The sequence below is a fragment of the Dyella sp. SYSU CM1112 genome (assembly GCF_058216415.1).
In genome coordinates this window covers 67,224-86,053 of sequence record NZ_JBZEGI010000004.1, presented here as the reverse complement: position 1 = coordinate 86,053, position 18,830 = coordinate 67,224, and the positions used below count along the sequence as shown (strand labels likewise).

General features: G+C 61.9%; 17 protein-coding genes. 11 read left to right on the top strand and 6 right to left on the bottom strand.

Annotation, left to right across the window (positions count from 1 at the left end; genetic code table 11):
* The first annotated feature begins 251 nt into the window (after positions 1–251).
* Positions 252–1,040, top strand: coding sequence for an AIM24 family protein (locus AC4HNJ_RS07800; RefSeq protein WP_490478991.1), 789 nt, complete (start codon positions 252–254; stop codon positions 1,038–1,040).
* A 161-nt stretch (positions 1,041–1,201) separates the two neighbouring features.
* On the opposite strand, the gene AC4HNJ_RS07795 is transcribed toward AC4HNJ_RS07800, so the two are convergent.
* Genes AC4HNJ_RS07795 through AC4HNJ_RS07785 form a run of 3 tightly spaced genes read right to left on the bottom strand, consistent with a single transcriptional unit; the run spans position 1,202 to position 5,419 of the window.
* Positions 1,202–2,704 (bottom strand): efflux transporter outer membrane subunit, encoded by a 1,503-nt coding sequence (locus tag AC4HNJ_RS07795; protein ID WP_490478990.1) that lies wholly within the window; start codon positions 2,702–2,704, stop codon positions 1,202–1,204.
* 11 nt (positions 2,705–2,715) lie between these two features.
* Entirely contained in the window at positions 2,716–4,296 is a 1,581-nt protein-coding gene (locus AC4HNJ_RS07790; protein ID WP_490478989.1) for an MDR family MFS transporter, read from the bottom strand.
* Positions 4,289–5,419: an HlyD family secretion protein gene (locus tag AC4HNJ_RS07785; RefSeq protein ID WP_490478988.1), complete on the bottom strand. Its 1,131-nt coding sequence runs from the start codon at positions 5,417–5,419 to the stop codon at positions 4,289–4,291. The genes AC4HNJ_RS07790 and AC4HNJ_RS07785 overlap by 8 nt, the downstream gene beginning before the upstream one ends.
* Before the next feature lie 95 nt (positions 5,420–5,514).
* Here AC4HNJ_RS07785 and AC4HNJ_RS07780 point away from each other — a divergent pair, with 95 nt between their 5' ends.
* Complete coding sequence (locus tag AC4HNJ_RS07780) at positions 5,515–6,231, top strand: CerR family C-terminal domain-containing protein (protein WP_490478987.1); 717 nt, start codon at positions 5,515–5,517, stop codon at positions 6,229–6,231.
* Positions 6,232–6,610: 379 nt separating this feature from the next.
* Positions 6,611–7,903: a DUF5690 family protein gene (locus tag AC4HNJ_RS07775; RefSeq protein WP_490478986.1), complete on the top strand. Its 1,293-nt coding sequence runs from the start codon at positions 6,611–6,613 to the stop codon at positions 7,901–7,903.
* 5 nt (positions 7,904–7,908) lie between these two features.
* Here the strand turns inward: AC4HNJ_RS07775 and phnN are convergent, their stop codons facing one another.
* Genes phnN through phnF form a run of 3 tightly spaced genes read right to left on the bottom strand, consistent with a single transcriptional unit; the run spans position 7,909 to position 9,856 of the window.
* Entirely contained in the window at positions 7,909–8,469 is a 561-nt protein-coding gene (gene phnN, locus AC4HNJ_RS07770; RefSeq protein ID WP_490478985.1) for a phosphonate metabolism protein/1,5-bisphosphokinase (PRPP-forming) PhnN, read from the bottom strand.
* Positions 8,466–9,125 (bottom strand): DUF1045 domain-containing protein, encoded by a 660-nt coding sequence (locus tag AC4HNJ_RS07765; protein WP_490478984.1) that lies wholly within the window; start codon positions 9,123–9,125, stop codon positions 8,466–8,468. Before AC4HNJ_RS07765 ends, phnN begins: the two co-directional genes overlap by 4 nt.
* The gene (gene phnF, locus AC4HNJ_RS07760; protein WP_490478983.1) at positions 9,125–9,856 is read right to left on the bottom strand and encodes a phosphonate metabolism transcriptional regulator PhnF; all 732 of its coding nucleotides are present in this window, start codon (positions 9,854–9,856) and stop codon (positions 9,125–9,127) included. Before phnF ends, AC4HNJ_RS07765 begins: the two co-directional genes overlap by 1 nt.
* A gap of 135 nt (positions 9,857–9,991) precedes the next feature.
* On the opposite strand from phnF, the gene phnG reads away from it, so the two are divergent.
* The 8 genes from phnG to AC4HNJ_RS07720 all read left to right on the top strand — a co-directional run bounded on the left by phnG (position 9,992) and on the right by AC4HNJ_RS07720 (position 18,827).
* Complete coding sequence (gene phnG, locus AC4HNJ_RS07755; RefSeq protein ID WP_490478982.1) at positions 9,992–10,435, top strand: phosphonate C-P lyase system protein PhnG; 444 nt, start codon at positions 9,992–9,994, stop codon at positions 10,433–10,435.
* Entirely contained in the window at positions 10,435–11,022 is a 588-nt protein-coding gene (gene phnH / locus AC4HNJ_RS07750; protein WP_490478981.1) for a phosphonate C-P lyase system protein PhnH, read from the top strand. The genes phnG and phnH overlap by 1 nt, the downstream gene beginning before the upstream one ends.
* On the top strand, positions 11,023–12,228 hold the full coding sequence (locus AC4HNJ_RS07745) for a carbon-phosphorus lyase complex subunit (protein ID WP_490478980.1): 1,206 nt from the start codon (positions 11,023–11,025) through the stop codon (positions 12,226–12,228). It begins immediately after the preceding gene.
* A complete protein-coding gene (locus AC4HNJ_RS07740) occupies positions 12,225–13,058 on the top strand; it encodes an alpha-D-ribose 1-methylphosphonate 5-phosphate C-P-lyase PhnJ (protein WP_490478979.1) in 834 nt (277 codons plus the stop codon). Before AC4HNJ_RS07745 ends, AC4HNJ_RS07740 begins: the two co-directional genes overlap by 4 nt.
* Complete coding sequence (gene phnK, locus AC4HNJ_RS07735; protein WP_490478978.1) at positions 13,055–13,825, top strand: phosphonate C-P lyase system protein PhnK; 771 nt, start codon at positions 13,055–13,057, stop codon at positions 13,823–13,825. Before AC4HNJ_RS07740 ends, phnK begins: the two co-directional genes overlap by 4 nt.
* The gene (gene phnL, locus AC4HNJ_RS07730) at positions 13,822–14,523 is read left to right on the top strand and encodes a phosphonate C-P lyase system protein PhnL (RefSeq protein ID WP_490478977.1); all 702 of its coding nucleotides are present in this window, start codon (positions 13,822–13,824) and stop codon (positions 14,521–14,523) included. Before phnK ends, phnL begins: the two co-directional genes overlap by 4 nt.
* Positions 14,524–14,564: 41 nt before the next feature.
* Positions 14,565–15,707 (top strand): alpha-D-ribose 1-methylphosphonate 5-triphosphate diphosphatase, encoded by a 1,143-nt coding sequence (locus AC4HNJ_RS07725; protein ID WP_490478976.1) that lies wholly within the window; start codon positions 14,565–14,567, stop codon positions 15,705–15,707.
* A 420-nt stretch (positions 15,708–16,127) separates the two neighbouring features.
* Positions 16,128–18,827, top strand: coding sequence for a TonB-dependent receptor (locus tag AC4HNJ_RS07720; RefSeq protein ID WP_490478975.1), 2,700 nt, complete (start codon positions 16,128–16,130; stop codon positions 18,825–18,827).
* Positions 18,828–18,830: the final 3 nt, after the last annotated feature.

Below are 18,830 nucleotides of genomic sequence, written 5' to 3'. Positions count from 1 at the left end.
ACATGACACATGTTTGTCGCTCTGAGCCACAGGATTTATGGCGCGCTCCGTTCCGTTCGGGACGCTGAAACAGGCTCGCGATGGAGTGGTGGCGCATTTTGCACGGCGCGCACTAGCCTGCCGTTGCCTGTGGCACTGCTGGATGGCCTTTAAATGATCTACCCTCTTCGGGTTGGCTTGTTCTATGCGAATGCCTGCGCAGCGCGTCATGCGGATGGGCTCGCAGATACACATACTTAGGGGGCAAAGCAATGAAGACTCGGACAGTAGGAACGACCCTGCCGGTGCTGGAAGTGGGCCTGGAACAAGGCGACAGGCTTATCTCGGAGCCGGGGCGGTTTTCCTGGATGACACGCAACATCGTGCTGCAGACGTCGGCACGAACGGCAGGCGCGAAAGGGTTTCTTGGTGCAGTGGGACGCGCGCTTTCGGGCGGCGGCCTGTTCATGAACGAATACGAGACATCCGGCGCGCCGGGCATGGTCGCCTTTGCGGCCCACGTGCCAGGCTCGATCGTCGAGGTCCAGGTCAACGCCGGCCAAACCTATTTCATCCATCGCCATGGCTTTCTGTGTGCCACGGAGGGGGTGGAGCTCTCGATCGGCTTCCAGCGTTCGCTTGGCGCGGGCATCTTTGGCGGCGATGGCTTTGTCTTGCAAAAACTGAGCGGCAACGCCCGGGCCTGGGTAGAACTAGGCGGCGAAATTGTCACCTATACGCTGGCCCCCGGTGAAATGCTGCAGGTGCATCCCGGCCACGTCGGCATGTTCGAGGGTTCGGTCAACTTCGACATCGGCCTGATTCCCGGATTGAAGAACAAGCTCTTCGGCGGCGATGGCTTGTTCGTCGCTCATCTCACCGGCCCCGGCCAGGTTTGGCTGCAGACCCTCACCATGCCGAACCTGGCGCACGCGCTGGAACCGTATCTCGCCAGGGATAACGGGAATGCTGTCGGCGGTTCCAATGCAGGCATCGGTGGCGCCGTCGCCGGAGGCGTGATCGGCTCGGTGCTCGGCGGCCTTTTCAATAACAACGACTAAGGCCTGTTCACGCTATTCGCATGGCCCGCATCGCTCGCCCGGATGACGGACGAGCGTGCGCGCTTTGGAAAACGAAGTGTACGCGTAAAGTCGCTGAGACCCTGTATTCGCCGGACGACGCTTTATCCAGGACATCGCCCTTGCTTACATGACGCAACGGTTTATTTCGCAGACACCCAGCCAAGTCCAAGACTCTTTTGCAGTGACACAAAATCTTTGAGCAGTTCGGCTCTGCCCTGTACCAGGTTCTGCTGCGCGCTGAATTGCACCCGCTGCGTATCCAGCAGATCAATGAGCGACGACGCACCCGCGGCGTAGCGCTGATGCATCAAAGTCAGTGAGCGATCAGCGGAGGCCTCGATCTGTTGCAGCCGCACCACGCTTTCGCGTTGATGGCCGTAGCGCGACAAAGCGTTGTTGGCATCCTGCAGTGCGGCGAGCACGGTTTGCGTGTAACGTGCGGCAGCTTCGTCGCGGCCCGCTTCTGCCTGACGGATGCTGCTGCGCGTGCGACCGAAATCCCACACATCCCATTGCAGATAAGGCACGCCTAACCAGGTGAATGCACTCTTGCGTCTCAAATGACCCGGGTCGGCCGCGCTGGAACCGATAAAGCCGAGCATCGTCACCTTCGGAAAAAGATCCGCTTCATGCTCGCCGATCTGGGCATTGCTCGCGGCAAGGCGACGCTCGGCGGCGCGAATGTCCGGCCGCTGCTTCAGTACGGTGGCCGGATCGTCGACAGGTACCGATGCCGGCAATGCGGGCAATGGCGTTGGCGCGGAAAGTTCGCGGTCCAGCGCGCCGGGTGCCTGGCCGGTGAGTACGGCAAGCTGGTCCAGCGATTCCGTAATCTGCTCGTCCAGTGGAATGAGCGTGGCCTTGGTCGTTTCCACTTGCGTGGTCTGACGTTCGACATCCGCATCGGGCACCACGCCGCGTTCGCGCTGCTGCCGGATCAGGTCCAATGTTTTCTGTTCCAGCTGCGCCGATTGATCGGCCAGCAACAAACGTTGCTGCTGGCTGCGCAATTCGATATAGGCCTGTGCCACCTCGGCGGCCAGTGACACCTGCGTATCGGCCAGATCCGCATCCACCGCCTGGGCTTGCGCCGATGCCGCCTCGATGGCGCGTCGCGTGCCGCCGAACAGGTCGATTTCCCAGGAAGCATCGAAGCCGGCGCTGTAGAGCTGCCATGGACCGCGTCCTTGCGATGTGCTTGAAGCCTGTCCGCCTGACGGCGTGTTGCCGGCATTTTGCGACGATGTCTGCAAGCCGGAGAGATCCGGCTGGCGCATGCGCAACGCGGCGGCATCGGCCGAGACAGTGGGCATATCCGACGCACGTTGCTGCTGCAGCTGGGCGCGCGACTCACGCAGGCGGGCCTGGGCGATCTGCAGGTTCGGATTGTTTTTCAATGCCTCGGCGATCAGCGCGTTCAATGGCGGATCGTCCAACGATTCCCACCAGCGACTGGGCGCATGGGCGACCTGCGTGACGCCAGCGGCCGGCGTACGCACAAAGGCGTTCGCATGCATGGCACCGGGCGCCACGTTCGGCGCACCGTGATAATCGGGGCCCACCGTGCATCCGGCGAGTCCAGCCATCATGGTCAGTAGCGCGAAACCTGAAACACGTACATCGCGCAAGGAAGAACTCGACATGACAAACATCCTCAATGACCTTCGCTGACCGGCGCGTGATAGCGCGGCGTCTTGAGCAATAGCGCAAGCGGCACGCAACACAGCAGGGCGATGCCCAACAGGTAAAACACTTCCGAAAAGGTCATCACCATGGCCTGCTGCTGGATCTGGCCGGCGAGCTGGCCCAGCGCGCGCATATGCGAGTACGCCATGTCGCCGGTGCGTGTAAACCAACTCGCCGCGTTGGCGGCGATGCGCTCCTGACCGAGTACCGAGTTGGCCGTGAGCGACTGACGGATCGTGGCGACGTGAAAGGTGTTGCGCCGGTCGATGACGGTGCCGATGATCGCCAGGCCGATCGAACCGCCGAGATTGCGCGCCATGTTGTAGATGCCCGCCGCGTCGCCTGACTCCTCACGTGACACTGCTGCCATCGACGCCTGGTTCAACGGCATCATGGCAAGCATCTGCCCCGCGCCACGAACGAGTTGCGACCAAAAGAAATCGTGTCCGACGCTTTGCGCGGTCAAGTGGATATCCAGCATGCAACTGCCCACGAAACACAACAGCCCGGTGATGACGAGGATGCGGAAATCCACCCTGCCAAGCAGGCGCGGCAGAATCGGCATCATCATGAAAGCAGGCACGCCCGACACCAGCATGACCCAGCCGGATTGCTCCGCGTTGTACCCGGCAATCAATCCGAGGAACTGCGGAATCAGATAGATCACGCCATATAGCGCCGCGCCGACTACCAGCACGATGAAAATCACGCTCGCGTAGCGCGGGTTGCTGAGCAGGCTCAGGCGCATCACCGGGCGTTTGGCCGTGAATTGCGAGATGGCGATCAGCACCATGCCAATGAACGAGACCACGCTGAGCCAGACAATCATGTTGGATTCGAACCAGCGCTCACGCTGCCCGTCTTCCAGTACCACGGTCAACGAACTGAGCCCCGCCGCCAAGCCGACGATGCCCAGCCAATCCGCTTGCCTGAGCGCTTCCAGATGTAGCGGCGCGGACGGCAGACCGGCCAACAACAACGTGATCAAGCCAATGCACACCGGCAGATTGATGAAGAAGCACCAGCTCCAGCTGATGTTTTCCGTCAACCAGCCGCCCAGCACGGGACCGAGCAACGGCCCCAGCAGCACGATCAATCCGAATGCAGTCATGCCGACCGGCAACTGCGAAAGCGGCAATCGCGTACGGATGATGGTCTGCGCGGTCGGAATCATCGCGCCGCCGGTAAGGCCCTGCCCAATGCGGCCGATCACCATCACGATCAGCGTATGCGAGAGACCGCACATCATCGAGAACAGGATGAACAATATGGCGCAGCCAAGCAGGAAGTTGCGCAGGCCAAACACGCGGGAAAGCCACGCCGCGAGCGGGATGATCACGATCTCCGACATCAGGTAGCCGGTGGAGATCCAAGTGCCCTCGGTGCCGGTGGCGCCGATTTCACCCTGGATCTGCGGCAGCGCCGAGTTGGTGATCGAGATATCCAGCGTCGCCATCAGGGCGCCAAGCGAACCGGCCGCTACGGCGATCCAATCTGCAACGCTGGCGCGCTCCGGATGAGGTACCGGACTGGCAACCGCTTCAGCCATGGCGGGCGTCCGGCGTCCGCGCGCTGCGACCTTTCGAACGCGTGTCCACATCGACGGTGACCGACAAACCGGGCACCAGCCGTTTGCGCGTCTGCGCATCCGTATCGATGCGGATACGCACCGGCACGCGTTGCACGATCTTGGTGAAGTTGCCGGTGGCATTTTCCGGCGGCAACAACGCGAACTCCGAACCGGTGCCCGGCGCAAAACTGTCGACCACGCCATGCAGGTCTGCATCGGGCAAGGCGTCCACGTGCAACTCGGCCGGCTGGCCTGCACGCATGCGGCCGATCTGTGTTTCCTTGAAATTGGCGGTGAGATAGACACTCTGCACCGGCACTACCGTCATCAAACGTGTACCCGGCTGGGCGAATTGCCCTACGCGTACCGTGCGATCGCCAACGCGACCGTCCAGCGAACTGCGTATCAACGTGTCTTGCAGATCCAGCTGCGCCTGCTTGGCCGATGCTTGCGCGGCTTCGAGCTGCGCCTGCGCCTGGGCGATCTGCGCGTTGAGGTCGGCCATGCGCGCCTGCGCCTGATCGAGCGCGGCAGCGTCCGCCGCCAGCGAGGCCCGTGCCCGATCCCGGTTGCTGACCAGCACCGACAGCTGGTCGCCGCTTTCCGCACCGGTTTTTGCCAGCGGACCGTAGCGACGCACTTCATCCTCGGCGTGCTTGGCGCTGATTTGCGCAACCTGGAGCTGCGCCCTGGCCTGCTCGATGGCCGCCTGCTGTTCCTGGATGCCGGCCTGTGCACGCTCGATATCCGCCTTGCGTGCATCGACCGTCGCCTTGGCCTGATCCAATGCTGCCTGGTATTGACGGCCGTCCAGCCGCACCAGCGGATCGCCCGCCTTCACCGTTGCGTTGTCGCCCACGTACACATCCGTAACGTAGCCGCTGACTTTGGGAGCCACGGTGACGCTGTCGGCCTGCAGGTAGGCATCGTCGGTACTTTGCATGAAGCGCCCGACTGTCCACCAATAAACCAGCGCGACCAGTCCTACTGCCGCCAGCGCAATGCCGACCGGCAACAGAAATCGCGGCGGCCTGCGGCGCACCGGCGCAGCAGCAGAAGCGTTCGGCGCATCACCCGATGCGCTGGTATTGGAAGCAGGCATGCCCATGGATCCCGAAATTATTCCAGCTGGAAAATTTATTCCGTATGGAATAATTTTGTCAAATGGTATCTTGGTAGCAGAGATGGAGAGCCCGCATGATCCAAGCCAAGCGCCCCCGCCGCCCGTCCGCAGGCGGATACGCCCGGGGCGACGAAACCCGCCAACGCATCATCGATGCAGCCATCCGCCTGTTCGGCGAGCATGGCTTCGACGGCGCCTCGACGCGCGACATCGCCACCGCTGCCGGCGTGAACGCACCGGCATTGCAGTACTACTTCGAAAACAAGGAAGGGCTTTACAAAGCCTGCGCCCAGTACATCACCGACGACTTGAGGGCACGCTATGCGCCGGGCATGAAACGCGCCAATGAGGCGCTGAAGAACGACGCTGACGTCGATACGTTGATCGACGCTTATCTGGATCTCCAGGCGACCACCCTGGATAGCGTGCTGGTACAGCCTCATCTTTCCACGCGGCACCTGATCGGTCGCGAGCTCGCCGGTGAATCGCCCAACGTCGCCTCGGAGATGCTGCAGCGGAAGATGAAGCGGCCGATGAATAAGCTACTGCTTTCGCTACTCGCCCGGATCATGCATACGCGCCCCGACGACGCCATCACGCGCATCCGGCTGCTCACCCTGAAAGGCCTCACGCTGGCCTTCTACTATCCGCCCGGCGCCTGCCTCGACCTGCTGGGATGGAAAGACATCGATGCCGGCAAGAGCGCCATGATCAAGGCCGCGGTGCACGAGCAGACGCTCACCCTGCTGATGAGCTGGCATGAGGCCGGGAAACGCAAAGGCACGGATTAACGGCGACTATCGGCATGCGGATCGGGCTTGCCCCGAACGTTTGACAGCGCCATCCCCACTGCCCGAGCTGCGCATGACTCCGGTAAACAGGGTGCCCACACCTTCACTGCGCGGGTGAGCGAACCACGAGAGGCCGTCATGCTGCCTTGGCTGGCTATTCTCTCTCGACTGCAGCGTGATTGCTCTTTGAACGCCGCAGGTTCGCGATACGCGCATTGCATGCCTGCCAGATGCAAGGCTGCCCGAGTGCCCTGGACGACCTCGCAAGAAATCAAGGCTTAGACCGAGCTGCTGGAGCGGCCACCTTTCGCCACGCCACTGTCATCTGCGCCCGCCACCCTTCCGGCGTAGCCGCATCGGCTGATTTCGGGTGGTTTTCGTGGCGTTCTTCTCGGGTCTGCGCCGTCATCCCATGGCGATCAACTTGCTGGCCGGCAGCGCGGCATTCCTGGCTTATGCGTCGATGTATGCGTTTCGCAAGCCGTACACAGCCGCCGCGTTCCAAGGGATGCATGTGGCCGGTATCGATTACAAGGTCTGGCTGGTGATCGTGCAAGTGATGGGCTACATGCTCAGCAAGGTGCGCGGCATTACCTGGATCGCGGAAATCCAACGTCACCATCGCGCGCGTACGTTAGCCGGCCTGATCGGTTTTTCATGGATCGCTCTGCTGGGCTTTGCGCTGATTCCAGCACCATGGAATATCCCCTGCCTGTTTCTCAACGGTTTGCCGTTGGGCATGGTGTGGGGCGTGATCTTCGGCTACCTGGAGGGACGCCGTGGCACGGAATTGATGGGCGCACTCATGTGCGCCAGCTTTATCGTTGGATCAGGAGTGGTGAAATCCGTCGGCACATGGCTAATGGTCAGTATCCACGTGAGCGAGTTCTGGATGCCGTTCGCTACCGGACTGTTGTTCCTGGCGCCGCTTTATCTGGCCACCTGGATACTTGAACACCTGCCCGCACCCGATGCCGCCGACATCGCGGCGCGCAGCATGCGCATTCCCATGGATGCCGCCACGCGCCGTGCCTTTTTTACTCGTTTCTTGCCCGGCATCGCGATGATCGTGATGGCTTATGTGGCGCTGACGGTGACACGCGATTTCCGGGACAATTTCGCAGCAGAAATCTGGAGCGACCTTGGCCGCGGCGGAGACGCGTCTGTGTTTACCGAGACCGAGGTGCCGATCGCCATCGCCGTGCTCATCATCACCGCTTTCACGATGGCCGTGCGCGACAACCTCAAGGCGTTGATGCTCAACCACGTGTTGATTTTCGGCGGCTTCATGATCGCGGTCCTCGCCACCTGGCTGCACCATCGCGGCCTGATCGACCCCTTGCTCTGGATCGGATTGAGTGGCTTTGGGCTCTACCTCGCCTATGTGCCTTACAACGCCACCTTCTTCGAACGCATGCTGGCAACGTTTCAAGTCACCGGCAATGTCGGGTTCATCATGTATATCGCCGATAGCAGCGGCTATATGGGAAGCGTGCTGGTGATACTGGTCAAGGAGTTCGGCGGCATGCATCTGTCGTGGGCATCGTTTTATGCCGACACGGTGATGACATTGTCGAGTATCGGCATGCTGATCACCCTGGTATCTGCACTCTACTTTTATGCGAAGGCGCGGCACTCGAAGGAGCCCGCTGCCGTGGTCGCCGTAGCCTGATTCTTCTAATCGCTGCGGCACGAATGCTCGGCGCATATGGTTTGCAGCAAGCATGCGCCGGCATCTGCAAGGCAACCATCATTACGGATCACGACGCTACCCGGCGGTACCGGATAATCATTGAGCCGCGCCATGCGCGCGACGATCTCGTCCTCCGATTCGCGTCCACGCGCGGCGAGGCGGCTGGCTATCACCCGCGGATTGGCGGTGATGAGCACAGGACGAAGCGCCGGAAATCGCTCGCACGCTCGCGCGAATGCGCCACGCGATCCGTTTACCAGGACATCGGCACCGCGCGATAGCCAATGCGCGACTTCATTACCGATGCCGTAGCACAAGCCATGCGCCTCCCAGGTCAGCGCAAACAAGCCGTGCCGTTCGCGCGAACGAAACTCCGGCACGCTCAGTGCGACGTGGTTTTCGCCTCCTGCATCGGCTGGCCGGGTGATATAGCGATGTGCGTACAGCACACCGTGGGTCGCGCCATGTTCACGCACCCAACCCAACACGCTGTCCTTGCCCGCGCCAGACGGCCCCATGACGTAATACAGGCAACCCGGACTCATGGCATGCGCCCTGTCATGCCGAGGGGAATCCGTTCGATCTGTTCGAATGCCTGACCGGGCTGCTTCTCGCAGCAAAGGGTGAGCGCGTCGATGCGTGCGACGATGGGATGGGCCAATCGGGCAGCGAACCATGTCTGCACGGCGTGCTCTTCGGCATCGCCAGCCGGCGCAGACACTGTCAGGTGGAAGCGATAGCGATCCAGCACGTAGGGATAACCAAACTGGCGGAACAAGGCGAGTTCGATGTCATCGAGATGCGGTGCCCGGCGTTGCCACGCGACGTCAGTGGCGGGCGCGCGCAAGGCGTTCAGATGCCGCACGCAATGTTCGGACAAGAGTTTGACGCGCTCCTCGCTGCTCGACGGGCGCAACGCCAGAAAACTCGCGAGATGGTCCAGGCGCAAGGGAAGTTCGATGACACTCGCCTGGCGTGCGATGCCGGCAACCTCTCGCCGCAGATCATCGTAGTTGGCCGATTCGATAAGCGCGAAGGGCGCACAGAGCGTGGCATGCCAGCCATAGCGGCGCACATGGACGGTCAACGCGCGCCATCGCTCGGCCGACACACCCGGCAAGGCTTCCACGGACAGCCATGCCCGCCCAAGCACGTCCAGTGCACTGCCTGCAGCCGGACAGAAGTACACGGCATAACGCATCACTGATCCGCCATCAGCACGAGTTGCACCCAATCGCCGGAGAAACGCGTGATGCCATATTGCACCGGCACGCCGCGCGTGTCGGCATTGATCGACTGCACGTAAAGTAACGGGCGACTCGCCGGCTGTTTCATGAGGCGCGCGGTGGCGGCATCCGGCAGGCGTGCGGAAACGCGTGTGTGTTTGCGTTCGTAGTCGGCCACGCCGAATTCGGCGAGCGTGCGGGTGACCGACCGCAGCTTGCGATACACCGCAGGCAGGCCGGGAAAACGCGTGGCGGGAAAATAGGCCGTGCTGTGGTCGACGATGTGGCCGTCGGCGCGATCCAGCGTTTCGATGCGATAGACGTATTCGTGCCGGTCCAGGCCGAGTGCCTGCGCTATCTGTATCGGCGGGAGCTCGCGCGCGTCCTCCAGAAACTCCATGTCGGCTTCGACATTGAGGTTGCGCATATTCTGCGTGAAGCGGGTGCGGCGACTGATGATGTAATCCATCGTCTGGACTTGCACGAAGGTGCCGCGCCCCTGTTCGGTACGCACCAGGTTGCGCTCTTCCAAAGCGGCGATGGCGCGACGCACCGTGTGGCGGTTGACATGGAAACGCGCGGCAAGCTCCTGTGCCGACGGCAACTGCTCGCCCTGGCGCGGCTGACCTTTGAGGATCTCCGCTGCCAGGATGCCGCTGATCTGGCTCCACAACGCTACGCCTCTTCCCCGCTCGATTTCGCCCATACCACGTCCTCAACCTGTCTATTTGCCGTCATGGCAACGGCACGCTGGCCTGCTGCAATGGTCTGCGAGGGCCTCCTCCGAAGCGTCCTCGCCTGTCTAGATAACTAGACATTTGTGACAAACCTAGGAACACCCATGGACACCTCACCCTATCTGGCGCGCGCGCAATGGATGTCGCTGCTGGCGCAGGCCGATCCGGCCGAGTTGGCGTCGGCGATGGATGCCTTTGCGCCGACTGACGCCTCCTGGTTGCGTCCGGCACAGACTGGCCTGTATATGCTGCGCGGCCGGGTTGGCGGCACCGGCCCACAATTCAACTTTGGCGAAATCACCGTGACCCGTTGCAGTGTGCAGGCGGGTGGGCATATCGGCCATGCCTGGGTCCGCGGCAGCAATGCGCGACACGCGGAACTGGCGGCGCTGGCCGATGCGATGCTGCAGGATGGCGATCGCTACGCACAGTTATGCGTACACGTGATCGAACCGCTGCGCCGCTCGCTGGATCGGCGCCGCGACGACGCAAGCCGCAAGGCAGCGGCAAGCAAGGTGGAATTTTTCACTGTGGTACGAGGCGAATGATGCTGGCCGCCTTTGCCGATCCTGTTTTCGACAGCCAACGCACGTTCCGCGAATTGCTGCAGGCGATGGCACGTCCCGCCCTCCCGCGCCGCTTGCCGGCGCTGCCACCGTCGCCCGCGCCGATCGCGCCGGCCGCGATGGCGATCGTATTGACGCTGTGCGACGCAACGACATCGGTATGGCTGCAACAAGCGGATGACGAGGCAGTTCGTCACATGCGCTTTCACGCCGGCCTGAAACCGGCGGAACAGCCGCAGGATGCAGACTTCGCGCTGATTACCGACGCCGCGTCAATGCCACCGCTGCACGCGTTTGCATGTGGCGAACTGCGCTATCCGGACCGTTCCGCCAGCCTGATTATCCAGGCCGCCGCCATACACCTTTCGCCGGCAAGCCGGGAAGGACGAACATTTGCCGGCCCGGGTGTCCGCGACACCGAATACGTCGCCATCGAGGGATTGCCCGCCGACTTCTGGCAACAACGTCATGCACTCGCCGCGCGGCTTCCGCTTGGCATCGATCTGTTCTTCGTCGCCGGGCAGCAGGTGCTGGCCTTGCCGCGTACGACGCGCTTGCTGGAGGATTGAATGTACGTTGCGGTAAAAGGCGGTGAACAAGCGATCGCTCGCTCCCTGGAATGGCTGGCCGAAGCGCGCCGTGGCGATACCGCTGTGCCGGAACTGGAACTCAAGCAAATCCGCGAACAGCTGCGTCTGGGCGTAGCGCGGGTGATGCAGGAAGGTTCACTCTACGACGAGGACCTCGCCGCCCTGGCGATCCGCCAGGCCGCGGGCGACATGCTCGAAGCGATCTTTCTGCTACGCGCGTATCGCACCACCTTGCCGCGCTTCGGCTACACCCTGCCGCTCGACACCAGCGCAATGCGCGTGCACCGTCGCATCTCGGGCACGTTCAAGGATATTCCCGGTGGGCAGGTGCTGGGCCCCACTTACGATTACACGCAACGCCTGCTGGAGTTCGACACGGTTTCCGCGGCGGCCATCGCGCGCGCTGACGCACCGCTTCCTCCGAACATGCCGCGGGTGCTCGATCTGCTGGATGCGGAAGCGTTGATCGAACGTATCGAACCCGGCAACGATCCGGATCCAGTCGACCTCACCCGCGAACCGCTTACCTTCCCGGCCGACCGCGCCACCCGGCTGCAGAATCTTGCGCGCGGCGATGAGGGCTTTCTGCTGAGCATGGCGTATTCCACGCAGCGCGGCTATGCCGAGAGCCATCCATTCGCCGGCGAAATCCGCATGGGCGAAGTAGATGTGCTGGTGTACCCGGAAGAACTGGGGTTTGCCATCGAGATTGGCGCGATCGTGCTGACGGAATGCCAGATGATCAATCAGTTTCAAGGCGGTAACGGGATCCCGCCGCAATTCACCCGCGGCTACGGGTTGAGCATGGGCGAAGGCGAGCGCAAAGCGATGTCGATGGCACTGGTCGATCGTGCCCTGCGTTGCGACGAACTCGCCGAAACGAACCATGCGCCTGCGCAGAACCAGGAATTTGTGTTGTCCCATTCGGACAACGTGGAAGCATCGGGTTTCGTGCAGCACCTGAAACTACCGCATTACGTGGATTTCCAGGCAGAACTGTCGCTGTTGCGCACACTGGCCGCGCAATACCTTGGCGAGGCGCAGAACGCTGCTGTTCCCCCAGTGCAGCAGGAAGTGGTCGAGAGGAAGAGCGCTGACGCTGCCCCCTCGCAAGACGGCGCGCGCCCTCTCCCATCCGCCGCTGTTTCATTAGGGCAGGAGCCGTTCGAGGTGTTTAAAAAATGACCTACAACTTTGCCTTCCTCGACGAAGACACCAAGCGCATGGTGCGCCGTGCGTTGTTGAAGGCCGTGGCGATTCCCGGCTATCAGGTGCCCTTCGGCAGCCGCGAGATGCCATTGCCGTATGGCTGGGGCACGGGCGGCATCCAGGTAACGGCGGCCTTGCTGGGACCTGACGACATATTGAAAGTGATCGACCAAGGGGCGGATGACACCACCAATGCGGTGAACATCCGCCGTTTTTTCAGCCGCGTCGCAGGCGTGGCCACGACGGAACACACCGGCGAGGCCACGCTCATTCAAACCCGTCACCGCATTCCTGAAACATCGCTGCGCGAAGATCAGATCCTTGTGTTCCAGGTACCCGAACCCGAACCACTGCGCACGCTGGAACCTCGCGAAGTCGAGACACGTACCCTGCACGCCCTGGCGGACTATGGACTGATGCACGTGAAGTTGTATGAGGACATCGCCCAGTACGGGCACATTGCCACCAGCTATGACTATCCCGTGCTGGTGGATGGACGCTTTCTCACTTCGCCCTCGCCAATTCCGAAATTCGACAACCCCAAGCTCGACCGCTCGCCAGCCCTGATGCTGTTTGGCGCCGGGCGCGAAAAGCGTCTTTACGCCATCCCGCCTTACACGCGGGTTGAGAGCCTCGCCTTCGACGATCATCCGTTCGAGATTCAGCGCTGGGAACACCCATGCGAGTTGTGCGGCTCCGGTGACAGCTACCTGGACGAGGTCATCGTGGACGATCGCGGCACACGCATGTTCGTATGTTCGGATACCGATTATTGCAGCGGCCGACGCGCGGGAGCGCCGGCATGAGCGCGCTGCTGCAGGTACGCGAGCTGAGCCACCATTACGGGTCGCGCGTGGGCTGCGAGGAGGTAAGTTTCGATCTGCATCCCGGTGAGCTGTTATGCATCGTGGGGGAGTCCGGCTCGGGTAAATCCACCCTGCTCAACACGGTGGCCGCGCAGTTGCCGCCTTCCTCAGGCTCGGTGCGCTATCACCAGCGCGAAGGCGGCTGGCTCGAACTCGGCGCCCTGAGCGAAGCCGATCGCCGGCGCCTGACGCGGGAGGAATGGGGCTTCGTCACGCAGAATCCGCGCGACGGCTTGCGTCTCAACGTAAGCGCCGGTGCGAATGTCGCCGAGCGCCTGATGGCCCTGGGCATGCGCAATTACAGTCAGCTGCGCCATGTTGCGCGCGGTTGGCTGGAGCGGGTGGAGATCGATCCCTCGCGTATCGACGATGCACCCACGACTTTTTCCGGCGGCATGCAGCAACGATTGCAAATCGCCCGCACGCTGGTGACCCAGCCACGCCTGGTCTTTATGGATGAGCCAACAGCCGGCCTGGATGTTTCCGTGCAGGCGCGCATTCTCGATCTCTTGCGCAGGCTGGTGAACGAACTGGGCCTGGCGGCGGTGATGGTGACGCACGACCTGGCCGTGGCACGGCTGCTTGCCGCCCGCACGATCGTGATGCAGGACGGACGCGTGGTCGAAACGGGGCTTACCGATCAGATCCTCGACGACCCGCAACACCCGTATACGCAACTGCTGGTTTCCTCGGTACTGACGACATGACCACCGCCTTGATGCTCGAACTGCGCGACCTGAGCAAGTCGTTCGAACTTCACCATCAGCATGGTACGCGGCTGAATGTGCTGCGCAGCCTTGATTTGCGGCTGCATGCCGGCGAATGCGTGGTGTTGTCCGGTCCATCCGGCGCAGGCAAGAGCACGCTGCTACGCGTTATCTACGGCAACTACCGCACTACCTGCGGCACGGTGCATGTGCGGCACACCGACCGCTGGCTCGACCTGGCCAAGGCGACGCCGCATGAGGTGCTGGAAGTACGGCGCCACACCCTGGCCTACGTCAGCCAGTTCCTGCGCGTGATTCCACGTGTGCCAGCGCTGGACATTGTCGCCGAGCCGCTCTGGCAGGCAGGACTGAGCGAACAGGAGGCGCGGCGACGCGCGGGCGACATGCTGCGCCGGTTGAATGTACCGGAGCATCTGTGGCCCTTGCCGCCGGGCACTTTTTCCGGCGGCGAGCAGCAACGCGTGAACATTGCGCGCGGGCTGATTGTCCGACGCCCGATCCTGCTGCTGGACGAGCCTACTGCGTCGCTGGACGCGGAAAACCGGAACGTAGTGGCGCAGTTGCTGAGCGAAGCACGCGCCGACGGTGCGGCAGTACTCGGCATCTTTCACGACGAAGACATGCGCGACCGGGTCGCCACGCGCTTGTTTCCGATGCACGCGCTCGAAGCTGCCTGACCTGTCATTCCCTCACCCGCGAACTTTTCGTCGAGACCACCATGAATGATTTAGCTTTGACCAATGCGCGCATCGTGCTCGATGATGGTGTCATTCATGGCACCCTGATCGCACGCAACGGCCTGATCCGGCTGGTCGATGAAGGACCGACCCAGGCGCCAGGCGCCATCGACTGCGAAGGCGACTATGTCATTCCGGGGCTGATCGAGCTGCATACCGACAATCTCGAAAAACACCTCATGCCGCGCGCCGGCGTATTGTGGCCGTCGATTCCGGCGGTGCTGACGCACGATGCGCAGGTGGTGGCCGCGGGTATCACTACCGTGTTCGATGCACTGTCGGTAGGCGACGTGGAAGAAGAAAGCGTACGCATCGACACCTTGCGCAGCACTTATGACGCCATTCTCGAGGGCCAGGCCACCGGCGCGCTGCGCGCCGATCACTGGATCCATCTGCGTTGCGAACTGGCCTATCCGCGTCTCATAGAGACGCTGGAACCTTTGATGGATCACGGTAGCGTGCGGCTTGTTTCGCTAATGGACCACACGCCCGGCCAGCGCCAATACCGCGACCTGGCGCAATACCGGAAGTACTACAGCAAAAATCATATGACGTGGACGGAGGCGGAATTCGCCGAGGTCGTGAAGCATCGTACCGAGCAGCAGCTTCAGTACAGCGCCGCGCATGAAAACGCCGTATTGACGATGATCCGGGGCCGCCATGTCATTCTGGCCAGTCACGACGATACCGACGCGCAACACGTGGAGCATGCGCAGCGCATCGGCGTAACGATTTCGGAGTTTCCCACCACGCAGGAAGCTGCGGACGCCGCACATGCGCAGGGCCTCACCACCATCATGGGTGCTCCCAACGTGGTGCGTGGCGGTTCGCATTCGGGCAATGTCGCCGCACTGGAGCTGGCGCGTACCGGTCGCCTCGACATGCTGTCGTCCGACTATGTTCCCGCAAGCCTGCTGCATGGCGCTTTCTTGCTGCATACGCAGGCGGGCTGGTCCATGCATAGGGCGATGGCGACGGTCAGCCGCAATCCTGCCGAAGCACTGGGCTTCAACGATCGCGGTTCATTGCGGGCAGGCATGCGCGCAGACATAGTGCGCATGCGCACCATGGGCTCCCTGCCTATCGTGCGCAACGTCTGGATGAACGGACAACGCGCCTTTTGACATGAGCTCACGCCGAGTGACGCGGGAGCCTTGGTTTGCGTGATCGTTCGGCTTTCCTGCCTGCGTCGCAAGCAAGATAAGTAGAAGCGCGGCACGCTTTGCGCCCGCTGCCGCCTCTCTTCGACGCAGTGAGTTATACGCGTTTGAATCGTTTCATCGGAATGGTTGGTGCCTTCCGAGGCGCGTCGAAGACCCCCGCGCACACCGTACTCGACCTGTCGCGCCATGTCGTACGCGATGCGGGGCGCACAACGCATGTCATCGTTTCTACGCCCTATGGATATCCCGCTGTCATATGCGATTCGGCCATGCGCTGTCCCTGTGTAAAGACATAGACAGCTGACGAACTTGGCTAGGCCACGTCATAAGCGTTTCATCGCCGCTCCCTAGCCTTTTTGAGGATTGCAGCATCAGCCATCAGTGCCGGCGCAGCCCGGCTATAACACACCCTTGGGGGATACCACCTTGAAGATCAATCCGATCACCTGCGCGGTGCTGGCCGCGCTCGCGATTAGTCGCGTGTCCTATGCTGACGGCACGACGCCGGCCGCACAGGTTCCTCAATCCGGTCAAACGGCCCAAACCGCAGCATCGTCTCCGTCGGCGCCGAACAAAGCCGATCCGTCCAATACAGCCACGTTGGGCGTAGTGACCGTGACGGCGCAGCACACGGTGCAGGACATCGAGGACGTGCCGATTACGATCCAGGCATTCACCGGCAACACGTTGCAGCAATTGAACGTGACATCGTTCAACGATCTCATCAAGTATCTGCCGAACGTCACGTTTGCCGAGAACGGCCCCGGCCAAGGCAACATTTACATGCGCGGCCTGAGCACGGGCTTCCTCGGCAATCAGTCGAGCGCATCCATCGCTCCGTTCCCCAATGTCGCCGTCTATCTCGACGAACAGTCGATGCAATTCCCCGCGCGCAACCTTGACGTATACATGGTCGACATGGAGCGCGTGGAAGTACTGGAAGGCCCGCAAGGTACGCTGTTCGGCGGCGGCGCCGAGGCGGGTGCGGTGCGCTACATCACCAACAAACCGAATCTCGACAGGGTCAGCGGCAGCGCGGAAGCCAGCGTCGGCGTAACCGACGGCGGTGCTCCGAACAATTCGGCCAATGCAGTGTTGAACCTGCCGCTGATCCCCGGCACCCTCGCCTTGCGCGGCGTGATCTATAACGAACACCAGGGTGGTTATATCGATAATGTGCCGAGCACGTTCACCCGTCGCCCGACCGATGCCGGGGGAGCCATCGCCCCTTACATTGCCGCGGGCGGCACGCCGGTCGCCAATAATTATTCCGTGGCGCAGAACGATTGGAACCCAGTGGATTATCAGGGTGCCCGCTTGTCCGCGCTGTGGAAGATCAACGACGACTGGAATTTCCTGATCGCGGAGAGCTACCAGGACCTGGACGCGAAAGGCCAGGGTTCCACCTATCCGATCGGTGCGGACGGCCAGACCCTTGGCACCGATCAAATCACCGCCTTCGTGCCCGGCTGGAACGATGACCACTACACCAATAGCGCGTGGACGCTGAATGGCCAAATCGGCGATCTCTCGCTGGTGTACACCGGCGGCTACACCAATCGGCGCATCAGCGAGCAGCAGGATTACACCAACTACTCGCGCAGCGCGGGCGGCCTGTATTACAGCTGCACGGGTACCTCGGCAGGCCTGTCCAGCGCCGGCAAGCCGACCTGTTACTCGCCGATCGGTTACTGGAACGACAAGGTGGCCAGCACGCACCAGAGCCACGAATTGCGCCTGAGTACGCCGGATGACTATCGCCTGCGCGCCATCGGCGGCCTGTATTATGAAGATTTCAACATCAACGATCACATGGACTTCAACTACAGGACCATCCCGTCCTGTACGCCGAGCAACCTCGCCAGTGCGCTGCTCGGCGGCGCGCCCTGCGTGGCGAACGCCATGTCCTCGCCGGGCGTCGAGCTGCCCAGCAATACCGCGTTCGGCGAAGTCGAACAGCGTGGCTACAAGCAGGAAGCAGCATTCGGCTCGATAACCTACGACATCATCCCGGATGTCCTGTCCGTGACCGGCGGCACGCGTTATTACCATTACTCCGAATGGCAGACCGGCACGGAGTTCTACACCACCGCTGCCCAGGTGAACGTTCCCAACGGCACGTACGTGGGCAACGACACCGTGATGAATTACCGCAAGGCCTATCACGGCTTTAAGAGCCGTGCGAACGTGGAATGGCACATCACGCCGGATACGATGGTGTATTACACCTTCTCGCAGGGCTTCCGTCCGGGCGGCTTCAACCGTACGACCTCGGACGTGGCCAAGCTCGATGGTGTGGCGCAGTACAAGAAACCGATCAGCTACGCGCCCGATACGCTGACGAATAACGAAATCGGCATCAAGACCACCTTCCTCGACGACCGCCTGCTGCTCAACGGCTCGCTGTACGACATGCGGTGGGATAACGTGCAGATGCAGTTCTTCAACCCATTGGTGCTGGGTAATACCACCTTTGCCGTCAACGGACCGAACTTCAAGGTGGACGGGCTGGAATTGCAATTCCAGGCGCGCATTACCGACGGGCTTTCGATCATCGGCGCAGGTTCGCTCAATCACGCCAAGCAGACGAACTCGCCGTGCTTGATCGATAACGTTCCGGGATCGCCGGCCTACAACGAGTGCATCGTCGAAACCGGTGCGGTAGGTGCGGTGTCATCGTTCGCCAACCCGTTCGGCAATGTCGGCAGCGTGCCGGCATTCTCACCGCGCTCGCAGTTCAATCTGCGCCTGCGCTATGACTGGGGATTCGGCGACGGCTTCAAGGCGTTCTGGCAGATAGGTGCAAGCCATACCGGCTCGATGTACAACCAGCCGGCTACTTATCCCAGTGGCGCCGGTGTCACCGAAGTCACCACGGTGGAGCTGCGTTACTTGCAGGCGGCCTACACGACCTACGACGCGTCGATCGGCGTCAGCAAAAACAACTGGGCCGTCTCGCTCTATGGCACCAACTTGAGCGATAGCCACGCCAGCATGTTCACCTCGGCGGCTCAGTTCATCGAGTCGGAAGTGCCGCTTCGCCCTCGCGTCCTGGGTGTGAAGGTGGACTACAAGTTCTGACCT

Bases quoted from the DNA above. Each gene is read 5' to 3' on its own strand.
- AC4HNJ_RS07800 (WP_490478991.1), top strand. From the start codon at position 252: ATGAAGACTCGGACAGTAGGAACGACCCTGCCGGTGCTGGAAGTGGGC.
- AC4HNJ_RS07795 (WP_490478990.1), bottom strand. From the start codon at position 2,704: ATGTCGAGTTCTTCCTTGCGCGATGTACGTGTTTCAGGTTTCGCGCTA.
- AC4HNJ_RS07790 (WP_490478989.1), bottom strand. From the start codon at position 4,296: ATGGCTGAAGCGGTTGCCAGTCCGGTACCTCATCCGGAGCGCGCCAGC.
- AC4HNJ_RS07785 (WP_490478988.1), bottom strand. From the start codon at position 5,419: ATGCCTGCTTCCAATACCAGCGCATCGGGTGATGCGCCGAACGCTTCT.
- AC4HNJ_RS07780 (WP_490478987.1), top strand. From the start codon at position 5,515: ATGATCCAAGCCAAGCGCCCCCGCCGCCCGTCCGCAGGCGGATACGCC.
- phnN (WP_490478985.1), bottom strand. From the start codon at position 8,469: ATGAGTCCGGGTTGCCTGTATTACGTCATGGGGCCGTCTGGCGCGGGC.
- AC4HNJ_RS07765 (WP_490478984.1), bottom strand. From the start codon at position 9,125: ATGCGTTATGCCGTGTACTTCTGTCCGGCTGCAGGCAGTGCACTGGAC.
- phnF (WP_490478983.1), bottom strand. From the start codon at position 9,856: ATGGGCGAAATCGAGCGGGGAAGAGGCGTAGCGTTGTGGAGCCAGATC.
- phnG (WP_490478982.1), top strand. From the start codon at position 9,992: ATGGACACCTCACCCTATCTGGCGCGCGCGCAATGGATGTCGCTGCTG.
- phnH (WP_490478981.1), top strand. From the start codon at position 10,435: ATGCTGGCCGCCTTTGCCGATCCTGTTTTCGACAGCCAACGCACGTTC.
- AC4HNJ_RS07745 (WP_490478980.1), top strand. From the start codon at position 11,023: ATGTACGTTGCGGTAAAAGGCGGTGAACAAGCGATCGCTCGCTCCCTG.
- AC4HNJ_RS07740 (WP_490478979.1), top strand. From the start codon at position 12,225: ATGACCTACAACTTTGCCTTCCTCGACGAAGACACCAAGCGCATGGTG.
- phnK (WP_490478978.1), top strand. From the start codon at position 13,055: ATGAGCGCGCTGCTGCAGGTACGCGAGCTGAGCCACCATTACGGGTCG.
- phnL (WP_490478977.1), top strand. From the start codon at position 13,822: ATGACCACCGCCTTGATGCTCGAACTGCGCGACCTGAGCAAGTCGTTC.
- AC4HNJ_RS07725 (WP_490478976.1), top strand. From the start codon at position 14,565: ATGAATGATTTAGCTTTGACCAATGCGCGCATCGTGCTCGATGATGGT.